General features: G+C 66.5%; 21 protein-coding genes. 15 read left to right on the top strand and 6 right to left on the bottom strand.

The features are described 5' to 3' along the window. Positions 1 to 24: 24 nt before the first annotated feature. The 5 genes from WS69_RS27040 to ftsB all read left to right on the top strand — a co-directional run bounded on the left by WS69_RS27040 (position 25) and on the right by ftsB (position 5,516). Positions 25 to 855, top strand: coding sequence for an alpha/beta fold hydrolase (locus tag WS69_RS27040; RefSeq protein WP_059473717.1), 831 nt, complete (start codon positions 25 to 27; stop codon positions 853 to 855). Between the two features lie 235 nt (positions 856 to 1,090). Next, a complete protein-coding gene (locus WS69_RS27035) occupies positions 1,091 to 2,752 on the top strand; it encodes a CTP synthase (RefSeq protein WP_059473716.1) in 1,662 nt (553 codons plus the stop codon). Continuing rightward, positions 2,749 to 3,603: a 3-deoxy-8-phosphooctulonate synthase gene (gene kdsA / locus WS69_RS27030; RefSeq protein ID WP_059473715.1), complete on the top strand. Its 855-nt coding sequence runs from the start codon at positions 2,749 to 2,751 to the stop codon at positions 3,601 to 3,603. Before WS69_RS27035 ends, kdsA begins: the two co-directional genes overlap by 4 nt. Positions 3,604 to 3,709: 106 nt before the next feature. Further along, positions 3,710 to 4,993, top strand: a complete 1,284-nt coding sequence (eno, locus tag WS69_RS27025; protein ID WP_059473714.1) for a phosphopyruvate hydratase — start codon at positions 3,710 to 3,712, stop codon at positions 4,991 to 4,993. A 91-nt stretch (positions 4,994 to 5,084) separates the two neighbouring features. Beyond that, positions 5,085 to 5,516: a cell division protein FtsB gene (gene ftsB / locus WS69_RS27020; RefSeq protein WP_059473713.1), complete on the top strand. Its 432-nt coding sequence runs from the start codon at positions 5,085 to 5,087 to the stop codon at positions 5,514 to 5,516. A gap of 194 nt (positions 5,517 to 5,710) precedes the next feature. On the opposite strand, the gene WS69_RS27015 is transcribed toward ftsB, so the two are convergent. The 3 genes from WS69_RS27015 to WS69_RS27005 all read right to left on the bottom strand — a co-directional run bounded on the left by WS69_RS27015 (position 5,711) and on the right by WS69_RS27005 (position 7,648). Next, the gene (locus WS69_RS27015; protein ID WP_059473712.1) at positions 5,711 to 6,052 is read right to left on the bottom strand and encodes a hypothetical protein; all 342 of its coding nucleotides are present in this window, start codon (positions 6,050 to 6,052) and stop codon (positions 5,711 to 5,713) included. Between the two features lie 81 nt (positions 6,053 to 6,133). Beyond that, positions 6,134 to 7,084: an Hsp33 family molecular chaperone HslO gene (gene hslO, locus WS69_RS27010; protein WP_059473711.1), complete on the bottom strand. Its 951-nt coding sequence runs from the start codon at positions 7,082 to 7,084 to the stop codon at positions 6,134 to 6,136. A 39-nt stretch (positions 7,085 to 7,123) separates the two neighbouring features. Next, complete coding sequence (locus WS69_RS27005) at positions 7,124 to 7,648, bottom strand: gamma carbonic anhydrase family protein (RefSeq protein WP_059473710.1); 525 nt, start codon at positions 7,646 to 7,648, stop codon at positions 7,124 to 7,126. Between the two features lie 147 nt (positions 7,649 to 7,795). Here WS69_RS27005 and WS69_RS27000 point away from each other — a divergent pair, with 147 nt between their 5' ends. Then, positions 7,796 to 8,647, top strand: a complete 852-nt coding sequence (locus WS69_RS27000; protein WP_059473709.1) for a ferritin-like domain-containing protein — start codon at positions 7,796 to 7,798, stop codon at positions 8,645 to 8,647. 568 nt (positions 8,648 to 9,215) lie between these two features. Next, positions 9,216 to 10,106, top strand: coding sequence for an alpha/beta fold hydrolase (locus WS69_RS26995; protein ID WP_059473772.1), 891 nt, complete (start codon positions 9,216 to 9,218; stop codon positions 10,104 to 10,106). Here the strand turns inward: WS69_RS26995 and WS69_RS33830 are convergent. Continuing rightward, positions 10,055 to 10,411: a hypothetical protein gene (locus tag WS69_RS33830; RefSeq protein WP_156438425.1), complete on the bottom strand. Its 357-nt coding sequence runs from the start codon at positions 10,409 to 10,411 to the stop codon at positions 10,055 to 10,057. The genes WS69_RS26995 and WS69_RS33830 overlap by 52 nt on opposite strands. Here WS69_RS33830 and WS69_RS26990 point away from each other — a divergent pair. From WS69_RS26990 to WS69_RS26955, 8 genes are all read left to right on the top strand, one after another. After that, on the top strand, positions 10,410 to 11,240 hold the full coding sequence (locus WS69_RS26990; protein WP_059473708.1) for a 3',5'-nucleoside bisphosphate phosphatase: 831 nt from the start codon (positions 10,410 to 10,412) through the stop codon (positions 11,238 to 11,240). The two genes, WS69_RS33830 and WS69_RS26990, sit on opposite strands and share 2 nt — an antisense overlap. A gap of 66 nt (positions 11,241 to 11,306) precedes the next feature. Then, on the top strand, positions 11,307 to 11,936 hold the full coding sequence (locus WS69_RS26985) for an L-threonylcarbamoyladenylate synthase (RefSeq protein ID WP_059473707.1): 630 nt from the start codon (positions 11,307 to 11,309) through the stop codon (positions 11,934 to 11,936). A 98-nt stretch (positions 11,937 to 12,034) separates the two neighbouring features. Beyond that, positions 12,035 to 12,700 carry a site-2 protease family protein gene (locus tag WS69_RS26980; protein ID WP_059473706.1) on the top strand — a complete coding sequence of 222 codons (666 nt, stop codon included), beginning with the start codon at positions 12,035 to 12,037 and terminating at the stop codon, positions 12,698 to 12,700. A gap of 8 nt (positions 12,701 to 12,708) precedes the next feature. After that, the gene (locus WS69_RS26975) at positions 12,709 to 13,911 is read left to right on the top strand and encodes a tryptophan--tRNA ligase (protein ID WP_059473705.1); all 1,203 of its coding nucleotides are present in this window, start codon (positions 12,709 to 12,711) and stop codon (positions 13,909 to 13,911) included. A gap of 5 nt (positions 13,912 to 13,916) precedes the next feature. Further along, complete coding sequence (locus WS69_RS26970) at positions 13,917 to 14,525, top strand: class I SAM-dependent methyltransferase (RefSeq protein ID WP_418230150.1); 609 nt, start codon at positions 13,917 to 13,919, stop codon at positions 14,523 to 14,525. Positions 14,526 to 14,569: 44 nt separating this feature from the next. Further along, positions 14,570 to 15,472, top strand: coding sequence for a 4-hydroxy-tetrahydrodipicolinate synthase (gene dapA / locus WS69_RS26965; RefSeq protein ID WP_059473703.1), 903 nt, complete (start codon positions 14,570 to 14,572; stop codon positions 15,470 to 15,472). Between the two features lie 110 nt (positions 15,473 to 15,582). Further along, positions 15,583 to 16,728, top strand: a complete 1,146-nt coding sequence (gene bamC, locus WS69_RS26960) for an outer membrane protein assembly factor BamC (protein WP_059473771.1) — start codon at positions 15,583 to 15,585, stop codon at positions 16,726 to 16,728. Between the two features lie 4 nt (positions 16,729 to 16,732). Continuing rightward, positions 16,733 to 17,509, top strand: a complete 777-nt coding sequence (locus WS69_RS26955) for an MBL fold metallo-hydrolase (protein ID WP_059473702.1) — start codon at positions 16,733 to 16,735, stop codon at positions 17,507 to 17,509. A gap of 305 nt (positions 17,510 to 17,814) precedes the next feature. On the opposite strand, the gene WS69_RS35575 is transcribed toward WS69_RS26955, so the two are convergent. Together WS69_RS35575 and WS69_RS26950 are read right to left on the bottom strand one after the other, a co-directional pair. After that, entirely contained in the window at positions 17,815 to 18,084 is a 270-nt protein-coding gene (locus WS69_RS35575; RefSeq protein ID WP_009904701.1) for a hypothetical protein, read from the bottom strand. Between the two features lie 57 nt (positions 18,085 to 18,141). Next, positions 18,142 to 19,329: a cupin domain-containing protein gene (locus WS69_RS26950; RefSeq protein ID WP_197419320.1), complete on the bottom strand. Its 1,188-nt coding sequence runs from the start codon at positions 19,327 to 19,329 to the stop codon at positions 18,142 to 18,144. Positions 19,330 to 19,335 lie beyond the last annotated feature (6 nt).

The following is a 19,335-nucleotide window of genomic DNA, read 5'->3' as shown; positions in this document are numbered from 1 at the left end:
GCTACGACAGGGAGACAGCGGCATTTGAAGGACATCATCCATTTTTCGCATGCGAACGGCTTTCCGGCATCTACCTACCGGACGATCTTCGCCGAGCTCGCGGACGATTACGAGTTGCGCTTCATCGAGAGAATCGGACATGACCGCCGCTTTCCGGTAACGCGCGACTGGCCGCACCTCGTCGAGCAGCTGCTCGACGACATCGGCCGCACGTACGAGCGGCCCGTCTGGCTCGTCGGCCATTCGCTCGGCGGCTACCTGTCGCTGATGGCGGCGCTCAAGCGCCCGCAATGGGTGCGCGGCGTCGTGATGCTCGATTCGCCCGTGATCGCGGGCTGGCGCAGCAGCGCGCTGCGCGTGAGCCAATGGACGGGGCTCGACGAGCGCCTGTCGCCCGCCGCCGCGACGCGCAACCGTCGCGTCCATTGGGCGAGCCGCGATGACGTCTGGCGGCACTTCCGCGCGAAGCAGTCGTTCGCGCGCTGGGACGAACGGATGCTGTCCGATTACATCGACTACGGCATTCCGCAGGCGAGTGCGGCGGGCGAGCGCGCGCTCGCGTTCGACCGGCAGATCGAATACATGATCTACCGGACGCTGCCGCATACGCTCGGTCCGCGGCTTGCGCACGGCGCGCCCGTGCCGATCGGCTTTCTCGCCGGCACGCGTTCGCGCGAGATCCGCCAGATCGGGCTCGCGGCGACGCGCCGGGCGGCGCGCGGCCGGATCGAGTGGCTTGAGGGCAGTCATCTCTTCCCGATGGAGCGGCCGCTCGAGACCGCGCGGGCGCTGCAGCGCATGATCAACGCGCTGCGCGCCGCCGAGAGCGGCGGCGCCGAAGCTCGGCGCGCGTGATCGTGTCGGCGTCCGCTTCGAGCGTGCCGCGGTGCGCAAGAGGGGCGGACGCAACGCGCGCGAAGCAAGGTCCGCTCGACAGGTTTGCGCGACGTGCGGGGGGGCCGCGCGGGACGGCCGGGGAGGGGGCGCACATGAGCCCGGAAAGGAGAAGGAAAGGGTGCGATCGAGCGTCGATTGCTGAGTGACGCGCGGCCTTTACGGTATAATCCGTTTTTCCCGCGAGCATCCAGCGATGACCAAATATGTTTTCGTCACCGGCGGCGTAGTTTCTTCCCTCGGCAAGGGCATTGCCGCCGCTTCTCTCGCCGCGATCCTCGAATCGCGCGGTCTCAAAGTCACCCTCCTCAAACTCGATCCGTACATCAACGTCGATCCCGGCACGATGAGCCCGTTTCAGCACGGCGAAGTGTTCGTGACGGAAGACGGCGCGGAAACCGATCTCGACCTCGGCCACTATGAGCGCTTCATCAGCACGAAGATGCGCAAGGCCAACAATTTCACGACCGGTCAGATCTACGAATCGGTGATCCGCAAGGAGCGTCGCGGCGATTACCTCGGCAAGACCGTCCAGGTGATCCCGCACATCACGAACGAGATCCAGGCATTCGTCGAGCGCGGCGCGGCATCGGCCACCTGCGGCGAGCCGGATGTCGCGATCGTCGAGATCGGCGGCACGGTGGGCGACATCGAGTCGCTGCCGTTCCTCGAGGCGGCGCGCCAGATGAGCCTGCGCCTCGGCCGCAACAGCGCATGCTTCGTTCACCTGACGCTCGTGCCGTTCATCGCGACGGCGGGCGAGCTGAAGACGAAGCCGACCCAGCACAGCGTGCAGAAGCTGCGCGAGATCGGCATTTCGCCGCACGTGCTGCTCTGCCGCGCCGACCGCCCGATCCCCGACGACGAATCGAAGAAGATCTCGCTCTTCTCGAACGTGCCGGAAGACGCGGTGATCTCGGTGTGGGATGTCGACAGCATCTACAAGATCCCGCAGATGCTGCACGACCAGGGCCTCGACAAGATCATCTGCGAGGAGCTCAAGCTCGATCCGAAGCCGGCCGATCTCCGCATGTGGTCGGATCTCGTCGAGAAGCTTCAGCATCCGAAGCACGAGGTGACGATCGGGATGGTCGGCAAGTACGTCGACCTGACGGAATCGTACAAGTCGCTGATCGAAGCGCTGCGCCATGCGTCGATCCACACGTCGACGAAGGTCAACATCGAGTACATCGATTCGGAAGAGCTCGAGGCGAACGGCACCGCGAGTCTCGCGCATCTCGACGCGGTTCTCGTGCCGGGCGGCTTCGGCCGGCGCGGCACCGAAGGCAAGATCGCGGCGATCCGCCATGCGCGCGAGTCGAAGGTCCCGTATCTCGGCATCTGCCTCGGGATGCAGCTCGCCGTCATCGAATTCGCGCGCGACGTCGTCGGCCTGGCGCAGGCGAACAGCACCGAGTTCGATCCGAACACGCCGGAGCGCGTCGTCGCGCTGATCACCGAGTGGTTCGACCGCGACGGCAAGGTCGAGAAGCGGACCGAGGAATCGGACCTCGGCGGCACGATGCGGCTCGGTTCGCAGCGCTGCCCGATCAAGGCGGGCACGCTCGCCGAAGAGATCTACGGCAAGGACGTGAACGAGCGTCACCGTCACCGCTACGAAGTCAACAACCGCTTGGTGCCGCAGCTCGAAGCAGGCGGCCTCGTGATCAGCGCGCGCACGCCGAGCGAGGATCTGCCGGAAATGATGGAGCTGCCGCGCGCGATGCACCCGTGGTTCGTCGGCGTCCAGTTCCACCCGGAATTCACGTCGACGCCGCGCGACGGCCATCCGCTCTTCAAGTCGTTCGTCCAGGCCGCGCTCGCGTATCAGCAGTCGCGCGCCGGAGTGAAAGCATGAATCTCGCCGGATTCGAAGTCGGGCTCGACCAGCCGTTCTTCCTGATCGCGGGCACCTGCGTCGTCGAATCGGAGCAGATGACGATCGACACGGCGGGCCGGCTGAAGGAGATCTGCTCGAAGCTCGGCGTGCCGTTCATCTACAAGTCGTCGTACGACAAGGCCAATCGCAGCTCGGGCAAGTCGTTTCGCGGGCTCGGGATGGACGAGGGCCTGCGGATCCTCGCCGAGGTGAAGCGCCAGCTGAACGTGCCGGTGCTGACCGACGTGCACGAGATCGACGAGATCGCGCCTGTCGCGGCCGTCGTCGACGTGCTGCAGACGCCCGCGTTTCTGTGCCGTCAGACCGACTTCATCCGCGCGTGCGCGCAGTCGGGCAAGCCCGTCAACATCAAGAAGGGCCAGTTCCTCGCGCCGCACGACATGAAGAACGTGATCGACAAGGCGCGCGACGCCGCGCGCGACGCGGGGCTGTCGGAAGACCGCTTCCTCGCATGCGAGCGCGGCGTGTCGTTCGGCTACAACAACCTCGTGTCGGACATGCGCTCGCTCGCGATCATGCGCGAGACGGGCGCGCCCGTCGTGTTCGACGCAACCCATTCGGTGCAGTTGCCGGGCGGGCAGGGCACGAGCTCGGGCGGCCAGCGCGAATTCGTGCCGGTGCTCGCACGCGCGGCGGTGGCGACGGGCGTCGCGGGGCTCTTCATGGAGACCCACCCGAACCCGGCCGAGGCCCGGTCGGACGGACCGAACGCGGTGCCGCTCGGCAAGATGGCCGCGTTGCTGGAGACGCTCGCCACGCTCGATCGGGCGGTGAAGTGCGCGCCGTTCCTGGAAAACGATTTCAATTGAGATGAACTCGGCGGCCCTCGTGCGCGTCAGTAGCGAAAGCGGCTTTCGCGTGCGCGCCGGCCGCCATCGCTGAAGACAGAATCCATCGTCATTTTCAGAGGAAACCATGAGTGCAATCGTAGATATCATCGGCCGCGAAATTCTGGATTCGCGCGGCAACCCCACCGTCGAGTGCGACGTGCTGCTCGAGTCGGGCACGATGGGCCGCGCGGCGGTGCCGTCGGGCGCGTCGACCGGCTCGCGCGAGGCGATCGAGCTGCGTGACGGCGAAGCCGGCCGCTACAACGGCAAGGGCGTGCTGAAGGCGGTCGAGCACATCAACACCGAGATCTCCGAAGCGATCATGGGCCTCGACGCGTCCGAGCAGGCGTTTCTCGACAAGACGCTGCTCGAACTCGACGGCACCGACAACAAGTCGCGCCTCGGCGCGAACGCGATGCTCGCCGTGTCGATGGCGGTCGCGAAGGCCGCGGCTGAAGAAGCCGGCCTGCCGCTGTACCGCTACTTCGGCGGCTCGGGCGCGATGCAACTGCCGGTGCCGATGATGAACATCGTGAACGGCGGCGCGCACGCGAACAACAGCCTGGACATCCAGGAATTCATGATCGTGCCGGTGAGCCAGCCGACGTTCCGCGAAGCGCTGCGCTGCGGCGCGGAAGTGTTCCACGCGCTGAAGAAGATCCTGTCGGACCGCGGCATGAGCACGGCGGTCGGCGACGAAGGCGGCTTCGCGCCGAACTTCGGCAGCAACGACGAATGCCTGTCGACGATCCTGCAGGCGATCGAGAAGGCCGGCTACCGCGCGGGTGAAGACGTGCTGCTCGCGCTCGACTGCGCGGCGTCGGAGTTCTACCACGACGGCAAGTACCAGCTCGCGGGCGAAGGCCTGCAGCTGTCGTCGGCCGAGTTCACTGACTATCTCGCGACGCTCGCGGACAAGTTCCCGATCGTGTCGATCGAGGACGGCATGCACGAAAGCGACTGGGAAGGCTGGAAACTGCTGACCGAGCGCCTCGGCAAGAAGGTTCAGCTCGTCGGCGACGACCTGTTCGTCACGAACACGCGCATCCTGAAGGAAGGCATCGAGAAGGGCGTCGCGAACTCGATCCTCATCAAGATCAACCAGATCGGTACGTTGACCGAAACGTTCGCGGCGATCGAGATGGCGAAGCGTGCCGGCTACACGGCCGTGATTTCGCACCGCTCGGGCGAAACGGAAGACTCGACGATTGCCGACATCGCCGTCGGCCTGAACGCCGGCCAGATCAAGACGGGCTCGCTGTCGCGCAGCGACCGCATCTCGAAGTACAACCAGCTGCTGCGCATCGAGGAAGATCTCGGCGACATCGCGAGCTACCCGGGCAAGTCGGCGTTCTATAACCTGCGCTGACACGCGCTAACGCGTTAATATCGGTCTTGTTCATCGATGACGCCGCTTCGCGATCTCGTGAAGCGGCGCTTCTTATATCTGCGGCTTATTCATGCGGCTCGTTACCGTCGTCCTGATCGCTTTGCTGGTCGTGATTCAGTACCCATTGTGGTGGGGGCATGGCGGCTGGCTGCGAGTGCACGAGCTTCGGCAGCAGTTGAACGACCAATTGCAGAAGAACGCCGACGCGAAGCTGCGCAACGAGCGGATCGCGGGCGAAGTGCAGGATCTGCAGAGCGGCACCTCGGCGATCGAGGAGCGTGCGCGCTACGAGATGGGCATGGTGAAGGACGGCGAAGTGTTCGTGCAGTTCGTGTCGCCGAATTCGCCGGCGCCTGCGGCGCAGAGCAATGCGCAGCCGGCGATGTCGACGCGCGGCGAGGTGTCGGCCGCGCCGGTGCGCGTCGTGCCGAATCCGGTGTCGCGCGCGAAGCCAGAAAAGCGGCACGGCGGCGACAAGGCGCACAAGCCGGTGCACGGCTGACGCGTCGTCGAGCGCGGTGCGTGGCGCAGGTGCTTGGCCGGACGCGCATCGCTCGTGTTGCCGGCTTCGACCGGCCGAGCATCGCAAGCTTCGCGCGGTGATGAAGCTTCGGAGCGCCTAACAAAAAAGCGCGGTCTTTCGGCCGCGCTTTTTTGTTTCCTGCCGATTTTCAATCGTTCGGAATCCGGTGTTTTTCACCACCAGCCCGGGTAGCCGTAGCTGAAGCCCGTGCCCCAGCCACGCCCCCAGCCTCCGCCGTAATAGCCGCCGTAATAGGTGACGGGCGGCGGATAGTAGTACGACCACGCGCGCGCGGCTTCGTCGGCCGCGATCGCCGCGTTCTGCTCACGCAGCACCTGCCGGTCGATCTCGTCGTAGCGCTTGCGTTCGTCGGGCGTGAGCGTGCGCGGCGTCGTGCCTGCCTGCTCGGGCAGGCGGCTCAGGACCGTCGTCGGCGGCGGCGCGACGCATCCGCTCAGCGACGCGGCCGCAACGAGCGCCGCGATCGGTGCGGCGCGAACAAGAATCGGTTTCATGCTGCTGCCTCCTGGCTTGTGCCGGCGACTTGCACGCCGGACGGCGCGGGCGGGCGCGTCGCCCGCGCGCACGCGCGCGAATCAGTGCCGTCGCTCGGCGGCGGGCGCTACGCTCGCGCCGAGTTCCGGCGTCGAGAACAACTGGGCGACATCGACCGGATCGAATTCGTAGCGCTGATTGCAGAATTCGCAGTGGATCTCGACGTGGCCGCGCTCCTCGATCACGCCGTCGATCTCGACCTGTCCGAGCATGCGCAGCATCCCGCCGACTTTCTCGCGCGAGCACGTGCAATGGAAGCGCGTGCTCGTTGGTTCGAAGTGCTGCACATTCTCCTGCCAGAACAGACGCCGGAACACGGTCTCGGGTTCCACTTCGAGCAGTTCTTTCGACGAGAGCGTGCCGCCGAGCGTGCAGACGCGCTCCCACGTGTCCGTGTCGGTTTCCTCGACGCGCGGGACGATGCCGCCGTCGCCCGGCAGTTTCTGCAGCAGCACGCCGACCGCGCGATTGTGATCGGCCGCGAGCCAGAGGCGCGTGTCGAGCTGCTCGGAGTGCCGCATGTAATGCTCGAGCACGTCGGCAATCGACGCGAGCGGGCCGTTCTCGCCGTTCAGCGGCACGATTCCCTGATACGGTTGCTGGCCGGGCCGCTTGTCGGTCGGATCGAGCGTGATCACGCAGCGGCCGTGGCCGCTCGCGTTGATCAGGTCGGCGAACGAAGCGTCCTCGCCGAGCGTTTGCGCGGCGTCGCCCGAGAACTTCGCGGTCGCGCGCATCGCGAGGTCCGAACTGCACTGGACGACGAGCATCTTCATCGGGCCGTCGCCGAAGATCTGCATGATGAGCGTGCCGTCGAACTTCAGGTTCGCCGACAGCAGCGCGCAGGCCGCCATCATCTCGCCGAGCACGTTGCGCACGGGCGTTGGATAGTCGCGGCGCGTGAGCACCTCTTGCCACGTGTTGCGCAGCGAGACGATCTCGCCACGCACCGGAGCCGCGTTGAACATGAATTTCTGTAACTGGTCGCTCACTTTTTTCCCTCGACAATCAAACGGCTCGCGCGCGGCGTTTCAGCCGATCCGCACGAGCTGCTCCTTGAAATACGCGCGCCGCATTGCGTAGCTCTTCGTGTTCATGTGCATCCGCGCGATGTCCTCGTCGGACAGCGTTCGCACGACCTTCGCCGGCGCCCCGAGAATCAGCGAATTGTCGGGGAACGTCTTGCCTTCGGTGATCACCGCGCCTGCGCCGACGAGACAGTTGCGGCCGATCACCGCGCGATTCAAGATCACTGCCTGGATGCCGATCAGCGAGCCTTCGCCGATCGTGCAGCCGTGCAGCATCGCCTGATGGCCGACCGTCACGTTCGGCGCGATCGAGAGCGGACAGCCCGGATCGGTGTGCAGCACCGCGCCTTCCTGCACGTTGCTGCCCGCGCCGACCATGATCGGCTCGTTGTCGCCGCGGATCGTCGCGCCGAACCAGACGCTCGCGTTCTCTTCGAGCACGACTTTGCCGACGATCGCCGCGCTGTCCGCGACGAACACGCTTTCGTGGATGGACGGGGCGTTGTCGCCGAGCTTGTAGATGGTCACGGTGTCTCCCTTGGGGCTTGTCTGGGCGGCCGGTACAATGGCGCGCGGTTGCGTCGCGCTTGGATGCGGCGCGATCGAATCCTTTATTGTAAACGGTTGTCCTGGTCGTTCGCGCGCGCTCGACGCGCTCGGGCATGTCGCCTTCTCATGTCATTCGTCCCGATTTCGTCGTTGGAACCCCCGCGCTGCGCGCGCAGCGACGCGCTCGCAGCGCTTTGCGAGCCCGATCCTGCGCGCAAGGCCGTGCTCGTCGGCGAGCTGCGCGCCGCACTGCTCGACGGACGCGCGACGGCGCTGCTGGAGCGCGAGCTGTGCGCGCCCGAGCACGGCTTGCCCGGGCGGCCCGCGCGGCCGGAGCTCGTCGAGCCGCGCCGGCTCGAGCGGCGAAGCATGCGCTCGCCGGAAGGGCGCGCGGTGCTGCTGCATGCGCTCGCGCATATCGAGTTCAACGCGATCAATCTCGCGCTCGACGCAGTGTGGCGCTTTGCGCGGATGCCGGCTGCGTTCTATGCCGACTGGCTGACAGTCGCGGCGGAGGAGGCGCACCATTATTCGCTGCTTGCCGCGCGCCTCGCGGAGTTCGGGCACGCGTACGGCGATTTTCCCGCGCACGACGGCCTCTGGGAGATGTGCGAGCGGACGGCGGCCGATGTGCTCGCGCGGATGGCGCTCGTGCCGCGCACGCTCGAGGCGCGCGGGCTCGATGCGTCGCCACCGATCCGCGCGCGGCTTCAGCAGGCCGGTGATCACACGTCGGCGGCGATTCTCGACGTGATCCTGCGCGACGAGATCGGTCATGTGCGGATCGGCAATTGCTGGTTTCGCCATCTGTGCGACGAGGCGGGGCTCGAGCCGCACGCGACCTACGAACGGCTCGCCGCGCAGTATCACGCGCCGCGGCTGCGCGGTCCGTTCAATTTCGATGCGCGCCGCGCGGCGGGTTTCAACGACGACGAATTGAACGCGCTCGTCGCGCAGGACGTCGAGCCGAAGGCTTGACAGGGCGGGGCGCATCGCGTGTGCGGGGGCGGCTTGGCTGCGGTGTAAATCGAGGGCGAGAGCGGATCGTCGGGGCCGACGGGCGCGCGGGGCGATGAAGTCGGCCGCGCGAGGCCGTGGATGACTGGTTGACTAATCGAAGACGCCCGCAAGCGGGGCGCGTCGATTGCCGGATTCGCGTTTGATTTGATCGGCATCGGAGTGCGATCAAAGATGGCGGACGTCCGAACCGTTCGCGACGCGTTCGGCGATTTCAGTGGGCCTGATCCGTGGCATCGGATTCGACCCCATCAAGCATTTGCCGCTTCCGCCCTTGACCCGCCAAACTTCGGGGAATCGCGCACTTTGGCACTTGACACGGTCCATACATATCAGTGCAGCGTCCTACGCTATTTGAAACGTACGAAGCCCAATGCGCACAAGGTTTTCATGGCGATTTTAAGTTCCATCGAGAGCGAAACCCTACACTAGAGAAGTGCCTCGACACGCACACAGGCTCGATGCGCTGCCCACGCCAGACGGGCCGGATCGATATAATCGAACGGTCATTCTTTTTTTGGCGGTTGCGATGCACTCCACTCAATCTGTCTCCGATTTCCTCACGATCCGCGGCGTGAAGCTGCACGTGCGCCGCTGGGGGCGGCCCGACGCGCCGACGCTCTATATGCTGCACGGCTGGATGGACGTCGCGGCGTCGTTCCAGTTCGTTGTCGACGCGCTCGCGGGCGACTGGCAGGTGATCGCACCCGACGCGCGCGGATTCGGGCTGTCCGACTGGCCGGTCGCCGCGCACGGCGGCGGCCATTACTGGTTCCACGAGTACCTCGCGGATCTCGACGCGCTGATCGACCACTACACGCCCGACGGCGAAGTGAACCTGATCGGCCACAGCATGGGCGCGAACGTCGTGTGCCTGTACGCGGGCGCGCGGCCGCAGCGGGTGCGGCGGGTCGTCGACCTGGAGGGCTTCGGGCTTGCGCCCGCGCGCGCCGAGCAGGCGCCGCGGCGCCTCGCGCAGTGGCTCGACGAGCTGCGCACGCCGCCGACGCTCAAGCGCTACGCATCGCTCGAAGACGTCGCCGCGCGCCTCAGCAAGACGAATCCGCGCCTCGACGCCCGCCGCGCGGCATTTCTCGCCGCGCACTGGTCGACGCGCGATGCGGACGGCCAGTACCGGCTCCTCGCCGATCCCGCGCACAAGCTGCGCGGCCCGCTGTTGTACCGGCTCGACGAGGTGACGGCGATCTGGTCGAAGGTGTGCGCGAAGGTGCTGCACGTGGAGGCCGTCGATTCGCCGACGCTCGCGTTCCTCGCGGGCGAGATCCCGATTCCCGAATTCAAGGCGCGCTTTGCGGCGTTCGCGGATTGGCGCGAGAAGCTCGTTGAGGATGCGGGGCACATGGTCCATCACGACCAGCCGGAGCAGATCGCCGCGCTGATCGAAGCGTTCTGCGCGTGAACTGACTGCGGGTTCGGCGCGATCGGGCGGATCGGCAAGGCGGCAAATCGGCAAATCGGCAAATCGGCAAATCGGCAAATCGGCAAATCGGCAAATCGGCAAATCGGCAAGGTGGCAAGGTGGCAAGGTGGCAAATCGGCAAGGCGGCAAATCGGCAAGGCGGCAGGCGGCAGGCGGCAAAAGAGGCAAGAGGCAAGAGGCGACGCGTCGAAAATTGCCGCCCCGGCCGTTCCCTCACCACCGGGGCGGCTGCGGCGAATTTGCGCATTGCAGTAGAATGAACGCTTAGCCCCCGATGCCCCCATGAACGCCGATCTCCACTGCCATTCGAACGTCTCCGACGGTCAGCTTTCTCCTGCCGACGTCGCGCGTCGCGCGCACGCGGGCGGCGTCATGCTGTGGGCGCTGACCGATCACGACGAGGTCAGCGGTCAGCGCGCCGCGCGTGAAGCTGCCGAGGCGCTCGGCATGCGCTATCTGCACGGCGTCGAGATTTCGGTGACGTGGGCGTCGCGCACCGTACACATCGTCGGTCTGCACATCGACCCGGAGAACCGCGTGCTCGCCGATGGCCTCTACCGGACGCGCAACGGCCGCACTGCGCGCGCGGTCGCGATCGGCGACGCGCTCGCCTCGGTCGGCATCGAAGGGGCTTACGAAGGCGCGCTCGAATACGTGTCGAATCCCGACCTGATCTCGCGCACGCACTTCGCGCGCTTTCTCGTCGACAAGGGTTATGCGGCGTCGACGGCCGACGTGTTCGACCGCTACCTCGGCGACGGCAAGCCGGGCTACGTCGCGCACCGCTGGGCCAAGCTGTCCGACGCGGTCGCGTGGATCCGGCAGTCGGGCGGCGAGGCGGTCGTCGCGCATCCGGGCCGCTATGCGTACACGCCCGTCGAATTCGACGCGTTCTTCGGCGAGTTCATCGATCTGGGCGGCGTCGCGATCGAAGTCGTGACGGGCAGCCACACGCCCGACCAGTACCGCGAATACGCGGACGTCGCGCGGCGCTTCGGCTTCGAGGCGTCGTGCGGCTCCGATTTCCACGCGCCGGGCGAAGGGCGCACCGAACTCGGCAGCCTGCCGCCGCTGCCGTCCGATCTCAAACCCGTCTGGGAACGCTGGCTGTAGCGGCGTTTGCCGGCAGCGCGTCCGGCCGCAGGCTGGCGCGCGCGCCGATCCATTCCCTCTGTCCTCATGTCCCAATTCTTCAGGATTCATCCGGATAATCCGCAGCCGCGCCTCGTCAAGCAGGCGGCCGAAATCGTGCGTAGCGGCGGCGTGATCGCGCTGCCGACCGATTCGAGCTACGCGCTCGCATGCCATCTCGACGACAAGGACGCGGTCGAGCGCGTGCGTCGCATCCGCGGGCTCGACGAGAAGCAGCACCTGTCGCTGCTCGTGCGCGATCTGTCCGAACTCGCGACGTTCGCGATGGTCGACAATCGACAATATCGGCTCATCAAATCGGTGACGCCGGGGCCGTACGTGTTCATCCTGCAGGCGACGAAGGAGGTGCCGCGGCGGCTGTCGCACCCGTCGCGCAAGACGATCGGGCTGCGCGTGCCCGCGCACGCGATCACGCTCGCGTTGCTCGAGGCGCTCGGCCAGCCGCTCCTTGGCACGACGCTGATCCTGCCGCCCGACGTCGAGCCGCTCAACGACCCGGACGAAATCCGTGCGCGTCTCGAAAAGCAGGCCGATCTCGTGGTCGACGGCGGCGCGTGCCCGCGCGAGCCGTCGACCGTGATCGACTTGACGGGCGACGAGCCGCAGCTCGTGCGGGCGGGGCGCGGTCGGCTCGATCCGTTCGGTCTCGCCGCGTGAGCGGCGCCGCGCCGTCCAGGCGCTTCGGAGCGGCCGCCGTTTCGGTCCGCATGCATGCGCGCCGTTCGCGCGTTTCCCGCTTGTTACAATAGCGCGCTATGAATGCTTCTTCCCTGATACAGACGATTGCCGTCTATGCGCTTCCCGTGGTCTTCGCGATCACGCTGCACGAGGCTGCCCACGGCTACGTCGCTCGCCTGCTCGGCGACAACACCGCGTACATGATGGGCCGCGTGTCGTTCAACCCGATGCGCCACATCGATCCATTCGGCACGATCGTGATTCCACTCGTGCTGTACTTCCTGACGAGCGGCGCGTTCCTGTTCGGCTATGCGAAGCCCGTGCCCGTCACGTTCCGCAATCTGCGCGATCCGCGCTGGGGCAGCCTGTGGGTCGCGCTCGCGGGGCCGGGCTGCAACTTCGTCCAGGCACTTCTGTGGGGGTTCGTGAGCATCGGCCTCGCCGCGCTCGCGGTCGACGAGCCGTTCTTCACGCGGATGGCGGGCGCGGGCGTCGGCGTGAATCTCGTGCTCGCGGTGCTGAACCTCTTTCCGCTGCCGCCGCTCGACGGCGGGCGCGTGCTCGCGGCGCTGCTGCCGCCGAAGCAATCGATCGCGCTGTCGCGGATCGAGCCGTACGGCTTCTTCATCGTGCTCGCGCTCGTCGCAACGGGGCTTTTGACGAAATTCTGGCTGCGGCCGCTGGTGGGCGCCGGCTACGCCGTCGTGACGGCCATCCTGACTCCTTTCGCCTCGCTTTTCTAACGATAATCATGTTCCCAGACCGTATCTTTTCCGGCATGCGACCCACGGGGTCGCTCCACCTCGGCCACTATCACGGCGTGCTGAAGAACTGGGTCAAGCTGCAGTCCGAGTACCCGTGCTTCTTCTGCGTCGTCGACTGGCACGCGCTGACGACGCACTACGAAACGCCCGAGGTAATCGAGAAGAACGTGTGGGACGTGCTGATCGACTGGCTCGCGTCGGGCATCGACCCGGCGCAGGCGACGCTCTTCATCCAGAGCAAGGTGCCCGAGCACGCCGAGCTCGCGTTGCTGCTCGGCATGAGCACACCGCTCGGCTGGCTCGAGCGCGTGCCGACCTACAAGGAGCAGATCGAGAAGCTGAAGGACAAGGATCTGTCGACGTACGGCTTCCTCGGCTACCCGGTGCTGATGGCGGCCGACATCCTGCTGTACCGCGGTTCGCTCGTGCCGGTCGGCGAGGACCAGGTGCCGCACGTCGAGATGACGCGCGAGATCGCGCGCCGTTTCAACTACCTGTACGGCCGCGAGCCGGGCTTCGAGGAGAAGGCGCTCGAAGCGGCGAAGAAGCTGGGCGGCAAGCGCGCGAAGCTCTATCGCGAGCTGCGCAACGCGTATCAGCAGGAGGGCGACGACGAGGCGCTCGAACAGGCGCGCGCGATGTTGCAGGAGTCGCAGAGCCTGTCGATGAGCGACCGCGAGCGGCTGTTCGGATATCTCGAAGGCGCGCGCAAGATCATCCTCGTCGAGCCGCAGGCGCTTCTGACCGAGGCGTCGCGCATGCCCGGCCTCGACGGCCAGAAAATGTCGAAGTCGTACGGCAACACGATCGGCCTGCGCGAGGACGCCGAGACGATTTCGAAGAAGGTCCGCACGATGCCGACCGATCCCGCGCGCGTGCGCCGCAGCGATCCGGGCGATCCGGACAAGTGCCCGGTATGGCAGCTTCACCAGGTCTACACGGACGAGGCGACCCACGAGTGGGTGCAGCAGGGCTGCCGTTCGGCGGGCATCGGCTGTCTCGACTGCAAGCAGCCGGTGATCGAGGGCATCCTGCGCGAGCAGCAGCCGATGCTCGAGCGCGCGCAGAAGTACATGGACGATCCGTCGTTGCTGCGCGCGATCGTCGCGGACGGTTGCGACAAGGCGCGCAAGCACGCGACCGAGACGATGCGCGACGTGCGCGAGGCGATGGGGCTGTCGTACAGTTGAAAACGCTGACGATTGCAGTCGACGGCCCGCCGCACGCGGGCTCGCACGGCGCGACGACCGAGCCGTCGGCGTGGGTGCGCAAGTGGTCGCATCTGGTGCCGGCGGGCGGTGCGGTGCTCGACGTCGCCGCGGGCCACGGCCGGCACGCGCGCTGGTTCGCCGAGAGCGGCCATCCGGTGCGCGCGCTCGAGCGCGACCCGGCTGGGCTCGCGTCGCTCGGCGCGCTGCCGGGCGTCGCTGCGCAGGCGGCCGATCTCGAAGGCGCGCCGTGGCCGCTCGCCGACGACGCGCGCTTCGCCGCAGTCGTCGTGACACATTATCTGCATCGTCCGCTGCTGCCGCGTCTCGTTGCCGCAGTCGCGCCGGGCGGCGTGCTGCTGTACGAGACGTTCGCGCAAGGCAACCAAACGGTCGGCAAGCCGTCCAACCTCGCGTTCCTGCTCGCGCCGGGCGAGTTGCTCGATGCGGTGCGCGGGCAGTTGCGCGTCGTCGCGTTCGAGGACGGATTCCTGGCCGCGCCGCGCGACGCATTCGTCCAACGAATCTGCGCGGTGCGTGAGCGCGCCGCGCCGGAAGCAGGGGCGGGATTTCCGCGTTACGGACTGGCAGGCTAATCCGTTACAATCGACCTTTACCGATTTTTCATCGTGTTTGTTTCATGGCTAACGGCACTCAAGACGGCATTCAAATCCGCGGCAGCGTCCCCGCGATCGTCACCCCGATGCTCGAGGACGGCGGCCTCGATCTGGCGGCCTTCCGCAAGCTGATCGACTGGCACATCGAAGAGGGGACGGATGCCCTCGTCGTGGTCGGCACGAGCGGCGAATCGGCGACGCTTTCGGTCGACGAGCACGTCCTCATGATCGAAACCGCGGTCAAGCACGCGGCGAAGCGGATTCCGATCGTCGCCGGCGCGGGCGGCAACTCGACGGCCGAGGCAATCGAGCTGTCGAAGCACGCGAAGGCGGTGGGCGCCGACGCGACGCTGCAAGTGGTGCCGTATTACAACAAGCCGACGCAGGAAGGGATGTACCGCCACTTCAAGGCGATCGCCGAAGCGGTCGACCTGCCGGTGATCCTGTACAACGTGCCCGGCCGCACCGTCGCCGACATGTCGAACGAGACGATCCTGCGCCTCGCGCAGGTACCGGGCATCGTCGGCGTGAAGGACGCGACGGGCAACATCGACCGCGCCGCGCAACTGATCAAGGCGGCGCCCGAGCGCTTTTTGATCTACAGCGGCGACGATCCGACCGCGATCGCGCTGATGCTCCTCGGCGGCCACGGCAACATCTCGGTGACGGCGAACGTCGCGCCGCGCGCGATGAGCGAACTGTGCCGCGCGGCGCTCGCCGCCGACGCGAGGACGGCGCGCGAGATTCACATGAAGCTCCTGGCGCTGCACAAGAATCTGTTCATCGAAGCGAACCCGATTCCCGTGAAGTGGGCGCTGCAACAGATGGGCAAGATCGCGGGCGGTATCCGCCTGCCGCTCACGCCCCTCGACGAGCGCTGCCACGAAGCCGTGCGCAGCGCGCTTCGCGAGGCCGGCCTCCTGTGAGGCCGGACGCGGCCGCCCGCGCGGCCGCGCCGCATCCCGATCGATCCGACACCGACCCGGCCGTCCCCGGCGTCGTGCGTGACACGCGTTCTAGCAAGACGAAGGACTTCATGAAACATTCCGCCTTTTCCTCTCGCGCGATCCAGATTTCGGTGCTGGCGCTCGCGCTGGGCGCACTCGCCGGCTGCGACACGCTGAACGACTATCTCGCGCCCGACCGGGTCAACTACAAGGCGACCGGCTCGGCGCCGCCGCTGCAGGTGCCGCAGGATCTGACGGCCGTGCCGCTCAGCCCGTCGTTCATCGCGCCGCCGACGAACTCGGGCCTGGGCTCCGCGCCGACGCGCGCCGTGACGGCCGCGGGCAACACGACGGAAGGGCAGCCGACCGCGCAGGATCCGTTCGGGATGCACGTCGAGCGCGACGGCGACCGCCGCTGGCTCGTCGTCGACGGCCGCACGCCCGAGCAGCTCTGGCCGCAGTTGAAGGAGTTCTGGCAGGACAACGGCTTCGCGCTGAAGACGGACGCGCCCTCGACCGGCATCATGGCGACCGACTGGGCGGAAAACCGCGCGAACATTCCGGATGACTGGTTTCGCCGCACGATCGGCCGTGTGATCGATTTCGCCTATTCGTCGGGCACCCGCGATCGCTTCCGCACACTCGTCACGCGCACCTCGGGCGGCAATACCGACATCTCGATCACGCATAGCGCGATGGAAGAGAAGCTGACGGGCGCGCAGGGCGGCACGTCGTCGCGCTGGGAGGAGCGTCCCCGCAACCCGGTGCTCGAAGCGGTGTTCCTCGCGAAGCTGATGGAGAAATTCGGTCTGACCGATGCGCAGGCGAAGCAATTGCTCGCCGATGCGCGCCCGGCGACGGCGCCCGCGACCGTCGTCGACACCAATGCCGGCGCGTCGACGCTCGATCTGGCCGAATCGTTCGACCGCGCGTGGCTGCGCGTCGGCATCGCGCTCGACCGGACGAACTTCACGGTCGACAACCGCGATCGCACGAAGGGCATCTACTACGTGCGCTATGCGAATTCGATGGAAGAGCTGAAGCGCGACGGCCTGTTCGGCAAGCTGTTCTACGGCGGTTCGACGGCCGCGAAGCCGGGCAAGGAGTTCCTCGTCAACGTGCGCCCGCAAGGCGACGCGAAGACGCAAGTGGCCGTCGTCGACGCGAACGGCCAGATCGACAACTCGTCCGATGCTCAGCGGCTCATCTCGCTGCTGCACGCGCAGTTGAACTAAGCGCGTGCGATTCGCGAGCCTCGGAAGCGGCAGCGAAGGAAATGCGCTCGTCGTCGAAGCGTCGAATGGCGCGACGACGACGCGCGTCCTGCTCGACTGCGGCTTCTCGGCGAAAGAACTCGAACGCCGGCTCGCGCGCCTCGATTTGCGCGTCGACGAGCTCGACGCGATTCTCGTTACCCACGAACACGGCGACCACGTCGGCTGCGCGTTGACGCTCGCCCGCCGCGCATCGCTGCCGCTGTATATGAGCTGGGGCACTGCGCGCGCGGTCGGCGCAGACGACGCCGATGTCGACCTCCACGTCCTCTGGAGCGGCGACGAGGCGGCGCTCGGTGATCTGTGCGTGCTGCCCTATACGGTTCCGCACGACGCGCGCGAGCCGCTCCAGTTCGTCTTCGGCGACGGCGCGGCGCGCCTCGGCGTGCTGACCGACGTCGGCATGTCGACGTCGCATATCGGCACCGTCCTGAGCGGCTGTGACGGCCTCGTGCTCGAAGCGAACCACGATGTCGCGATGCTCGCGGCAAGCCGCTACCCGGCGTCGCTGAAGGCGCGTATCGGCGGCCCCCACGGCCATCTGAGCAACGATGCGGCGGCGGCCATCCTCGCCGAGCTCGATCGTAGCCGGCTGCGCCATCTGGTGGCCGCGCATCTGAGCCAGCAAAACAATTCGCCGGCGCTCGCGCAAGCGGCGCTGTCGGCGGCATTGGGGGGAGGAGTGGGCGACGTGATCGTCGCGTCGCAGGACGACGGCTTCGGTTGGCTCAGCCTGCGCTGATGTGACGCCGGCGGGCGCGCGCGCCCGCTGCGGCGTACCGGCCGTGAACAAGGGACCGTGACGCCGTAGGAAAGTCGTGCGGTGCTGAAGACGTAAAAAAACCGGCCCGCGGGCCGGTTTTTTTTTCAGCTGATGCTGACGCGACTTACTGGCTTGCGCCCGAAGCCGGAGCAGCCGTCGCTGCCGAAGCAGCCGACGCCACAGCAGCAGCTGCATCGCTCGCAGCGGCAGCAACGCCCGAAGCCGCTTCCGAAGCAGCAGCGGCAACGCCCGAAGCAGCCGAAGCAGCGGCGGCGGTAGCGTCGCTAGCAGCCGACGAAGCAGCTTGCTCGGAGCTCTTGTTGCACGCAGCCAGTGCAACGGCAGCCAACAGGGAAGCTACGAGGAGGGATTTCTTCATGATCACGTCCTTTTATGGTTAAAGGTAAGCAACAGCGCGAAACAATACCGGTAATGTGCTCCAACACCGACCTGGGCCGCTGGTGGAGATGCACTTCTAGAGCGTGAATCTTCCCTACGGCTTGGGCGGAAATTATATGCACTTTCCTATCGACCGTCGACAAATGCGGGGTCAATACGTTGTCTTTCCCATACAAAAACACGCATCTGCATGGGCGTACGGCCGGGCAACTTTACTCCATGTTGCCCACCCGTATCCAGCCCGCACGATACCATTCGTGCAGCAAGGCTGTCATGGAGGGGCCCCGGGAGAGTGTTACAAACCGTTTCGCCTCCATCTGGCGCGTATCGGCCAGTTCCGGCAGCCATTTTGCCGCGGTTGCGAGCGGATACGCGTCACCGTTGATGAAGTACGAGCGCGCGTTATACAACAACGCCGCTTTCCTGTCGAGTCGGAGGCCGCGGCGGGCGGCCTGGGCCGCGAACGCGGCTTCGCCCAGTTGCCGGGCAGGGGGCTCGAAAACGACGTTCGATTTTGGCTCGCTCAAGTAACAGCCAAGAAAATCGCCAATATCGCGCTCGTCCCATTTGATTCCGGCGAGCATTGCGGCGACACGCTCGACCATTGCCGAGGGCAGCATCGCCGGGGCGTCGACCGCGGGCTGCGCCGGATCGCGGTATGGCGCGTCGTCGCGCGCGCCCGTGCGCAAACCGCCGCGCTCGGCCAGGTGATAGAGAAACTGTGTGCGCAGTTCGCCTGCGGACGGGGCTCTGAAGCCGATCGAGCACGTCATGCACTCGCCGAGCGCGACGCCGTCGTGCGCGACGTGCGGCGGCAGATACAGCATGTCGCCGGGTTCGAGCACCCATTCGTCAGTCGGCTCGAAATGTTCGAGGACCTTGAGCGGCAATCCTTCCTTCAGCGACAGATCCTGCTGCGCGCCGATCCGCCAGCGGCGCTTGCCGTGCACCTGAAGCAGGAACACGTCGTACGAGTCGAAATGCGGGCCGACGCCGCCGCCGTCCGTCGCGTACGAGATCATCAGGTCGTCGAGGCGTGCATCCGGAATGAAGCGAAAACGCTCGAGCAGCGAGCGTGCGCGGTCGTCGTGCAGATCGAGCCCCTGCACGAGCAGCGTCCATTCGCGGCGCTTCACGGACGGCAGATTCTCCGGCTCGAACGGGCCATGCTCTAGTTGCCATCTGTTACGAAAATGGGTGATGAGCCGCGACTCGACGTCAAAGTCGCTCGCGAGCTCGAACAGCGCGTCGCGCGACAGCGGCGGTGCGATGTCGGGAATGGCCTGGCGAATGAGAAGCGGCTTTTTCTGCCAATGTCGGCGCATGAATTGCGCAGGCGTGAGGTTGCCGAGAAGCTGAGTCGGCACCTCGGGCAGCGGCGCGCGGGTGCGTTCGCGCACACGGCC

This window comes from Burkholderia sp. BDU5, from assembly GCF_001522845.1.
Classification (GTDB): Bacteria; Pseudomonadota; Gammaproteobacteria; order Burkholderiales; family Burkholderiaceae; genus Burkholderia; species Burkholderia mayonis.
The sequence above is the reverse complement of the archived record's forward strand: the minus strand, read 5'-3'. Positions and strand labels throughout refer to the sequence as shown.

What these genes read in the sequence shown, in the direction of transcription:
- WS69_RS27035 (WP_059473716.1), top strand. Translation starts at nt 1,091, where the DNA reads ATGACCAAATATGTTTTCGTCACCGGCGGCGTAGTTTCTTCCCTCGGC.
- kdsA (WP_059473715.1), top strand. Translation starts at nt 2,749, where the DNA reads ATGAATCTCGCCGGATTCGAAGTCGGGCTCGACCAGCCGTTCTTCCTG.
- eno (WP_059473714.1), top strand. Translation starts at nt 3,710, where the DNA reads ATGAGTGCAATCGTAGATATCATCGGCCGCGAAATTCTGGATTCGCGC.
- ftsB (WP_059473713.1), top strand. Translation starts at nt 5,085, where the DNA reads ATGCGGCTCGTTACCGTCGTCCTGATCGCTTTGCTGGTCGTGATTCAG.
- WS69_RS27015 (WP_059473712.1), bottom strand. Translation starts at nt 6,052, where the DNA reads ATGAAACCGATTCTTGTTCGCGCCGCACCGATCGCGGCGCTCGTTGCG.
- WS69_RS27000 (WP_059473709.1), top strand. Translation starts at nt 7,796, where the DNA reads ATGTCATTCGTCCCGATTTCGTCGTTGGAACCCCCGCGCTGCGCGCGC.
- WS69_RS26995 (WP_059473772.1), top strand. Translation starts at nt 9,216, where the DNA reads ATGCACTCCACTCAATCTGTCTCCGATTTCCTCACGATCCGCGGCGTG.
- WS69_RS26990 (WP_059473708.1), top strand. Translation starts at nt 10,410, where the DNA reads ATGAACGCCGATCTCCACTGCCATTCGAACGTCTCCGACGGTCAGCTT.
- WS69_RS33830 (WP_156438425.1), bottom strand. Translation starts at nt 10,411, where the DNA reads ATGGGGGCATCGGGGGCTAAGCGTTCATTCTACTGCAATGCGCAAATT.
- WS69_RS26985 (WP_059473707.1), top strand. Translation starts at nt 11,307, where the DNA reads ATGTCCCAATTCTTCAGGATTCATCCGGATAATCCGCAGCCGCGCCTC.
- WS69_RS26980 (WP_059473706.1), top strand. Translation starts at nt 12,035, where the DNA reads ATGAATGCTTCTTCCCTGATACAGACGATTGCCGTCTATGCGCTTCCC.
- WS69_RS26975 (WP_059473705.1), top strand. Translation starts at nt 12,709, where the DNA reads ATGTTCCCAGACCGTATCTTTTCCGGCATGCGACCCACGGGGTCGCTC.
- dapA (WP_059473703.1), top strand. Translation starts at nt 14,570, where the DNA reads ATGGCTAACGGCACTCAAGACGGCATTCAAATCCGCGGCAGCGTCCCC.
- bamC (WP_059473771.1), top strand. Translation starts at nt 15,583, where the DNA reads ATGAAACATTCCGCCTTTTCCTCTCGCGCGATCCAGATTTCGGTGCTG.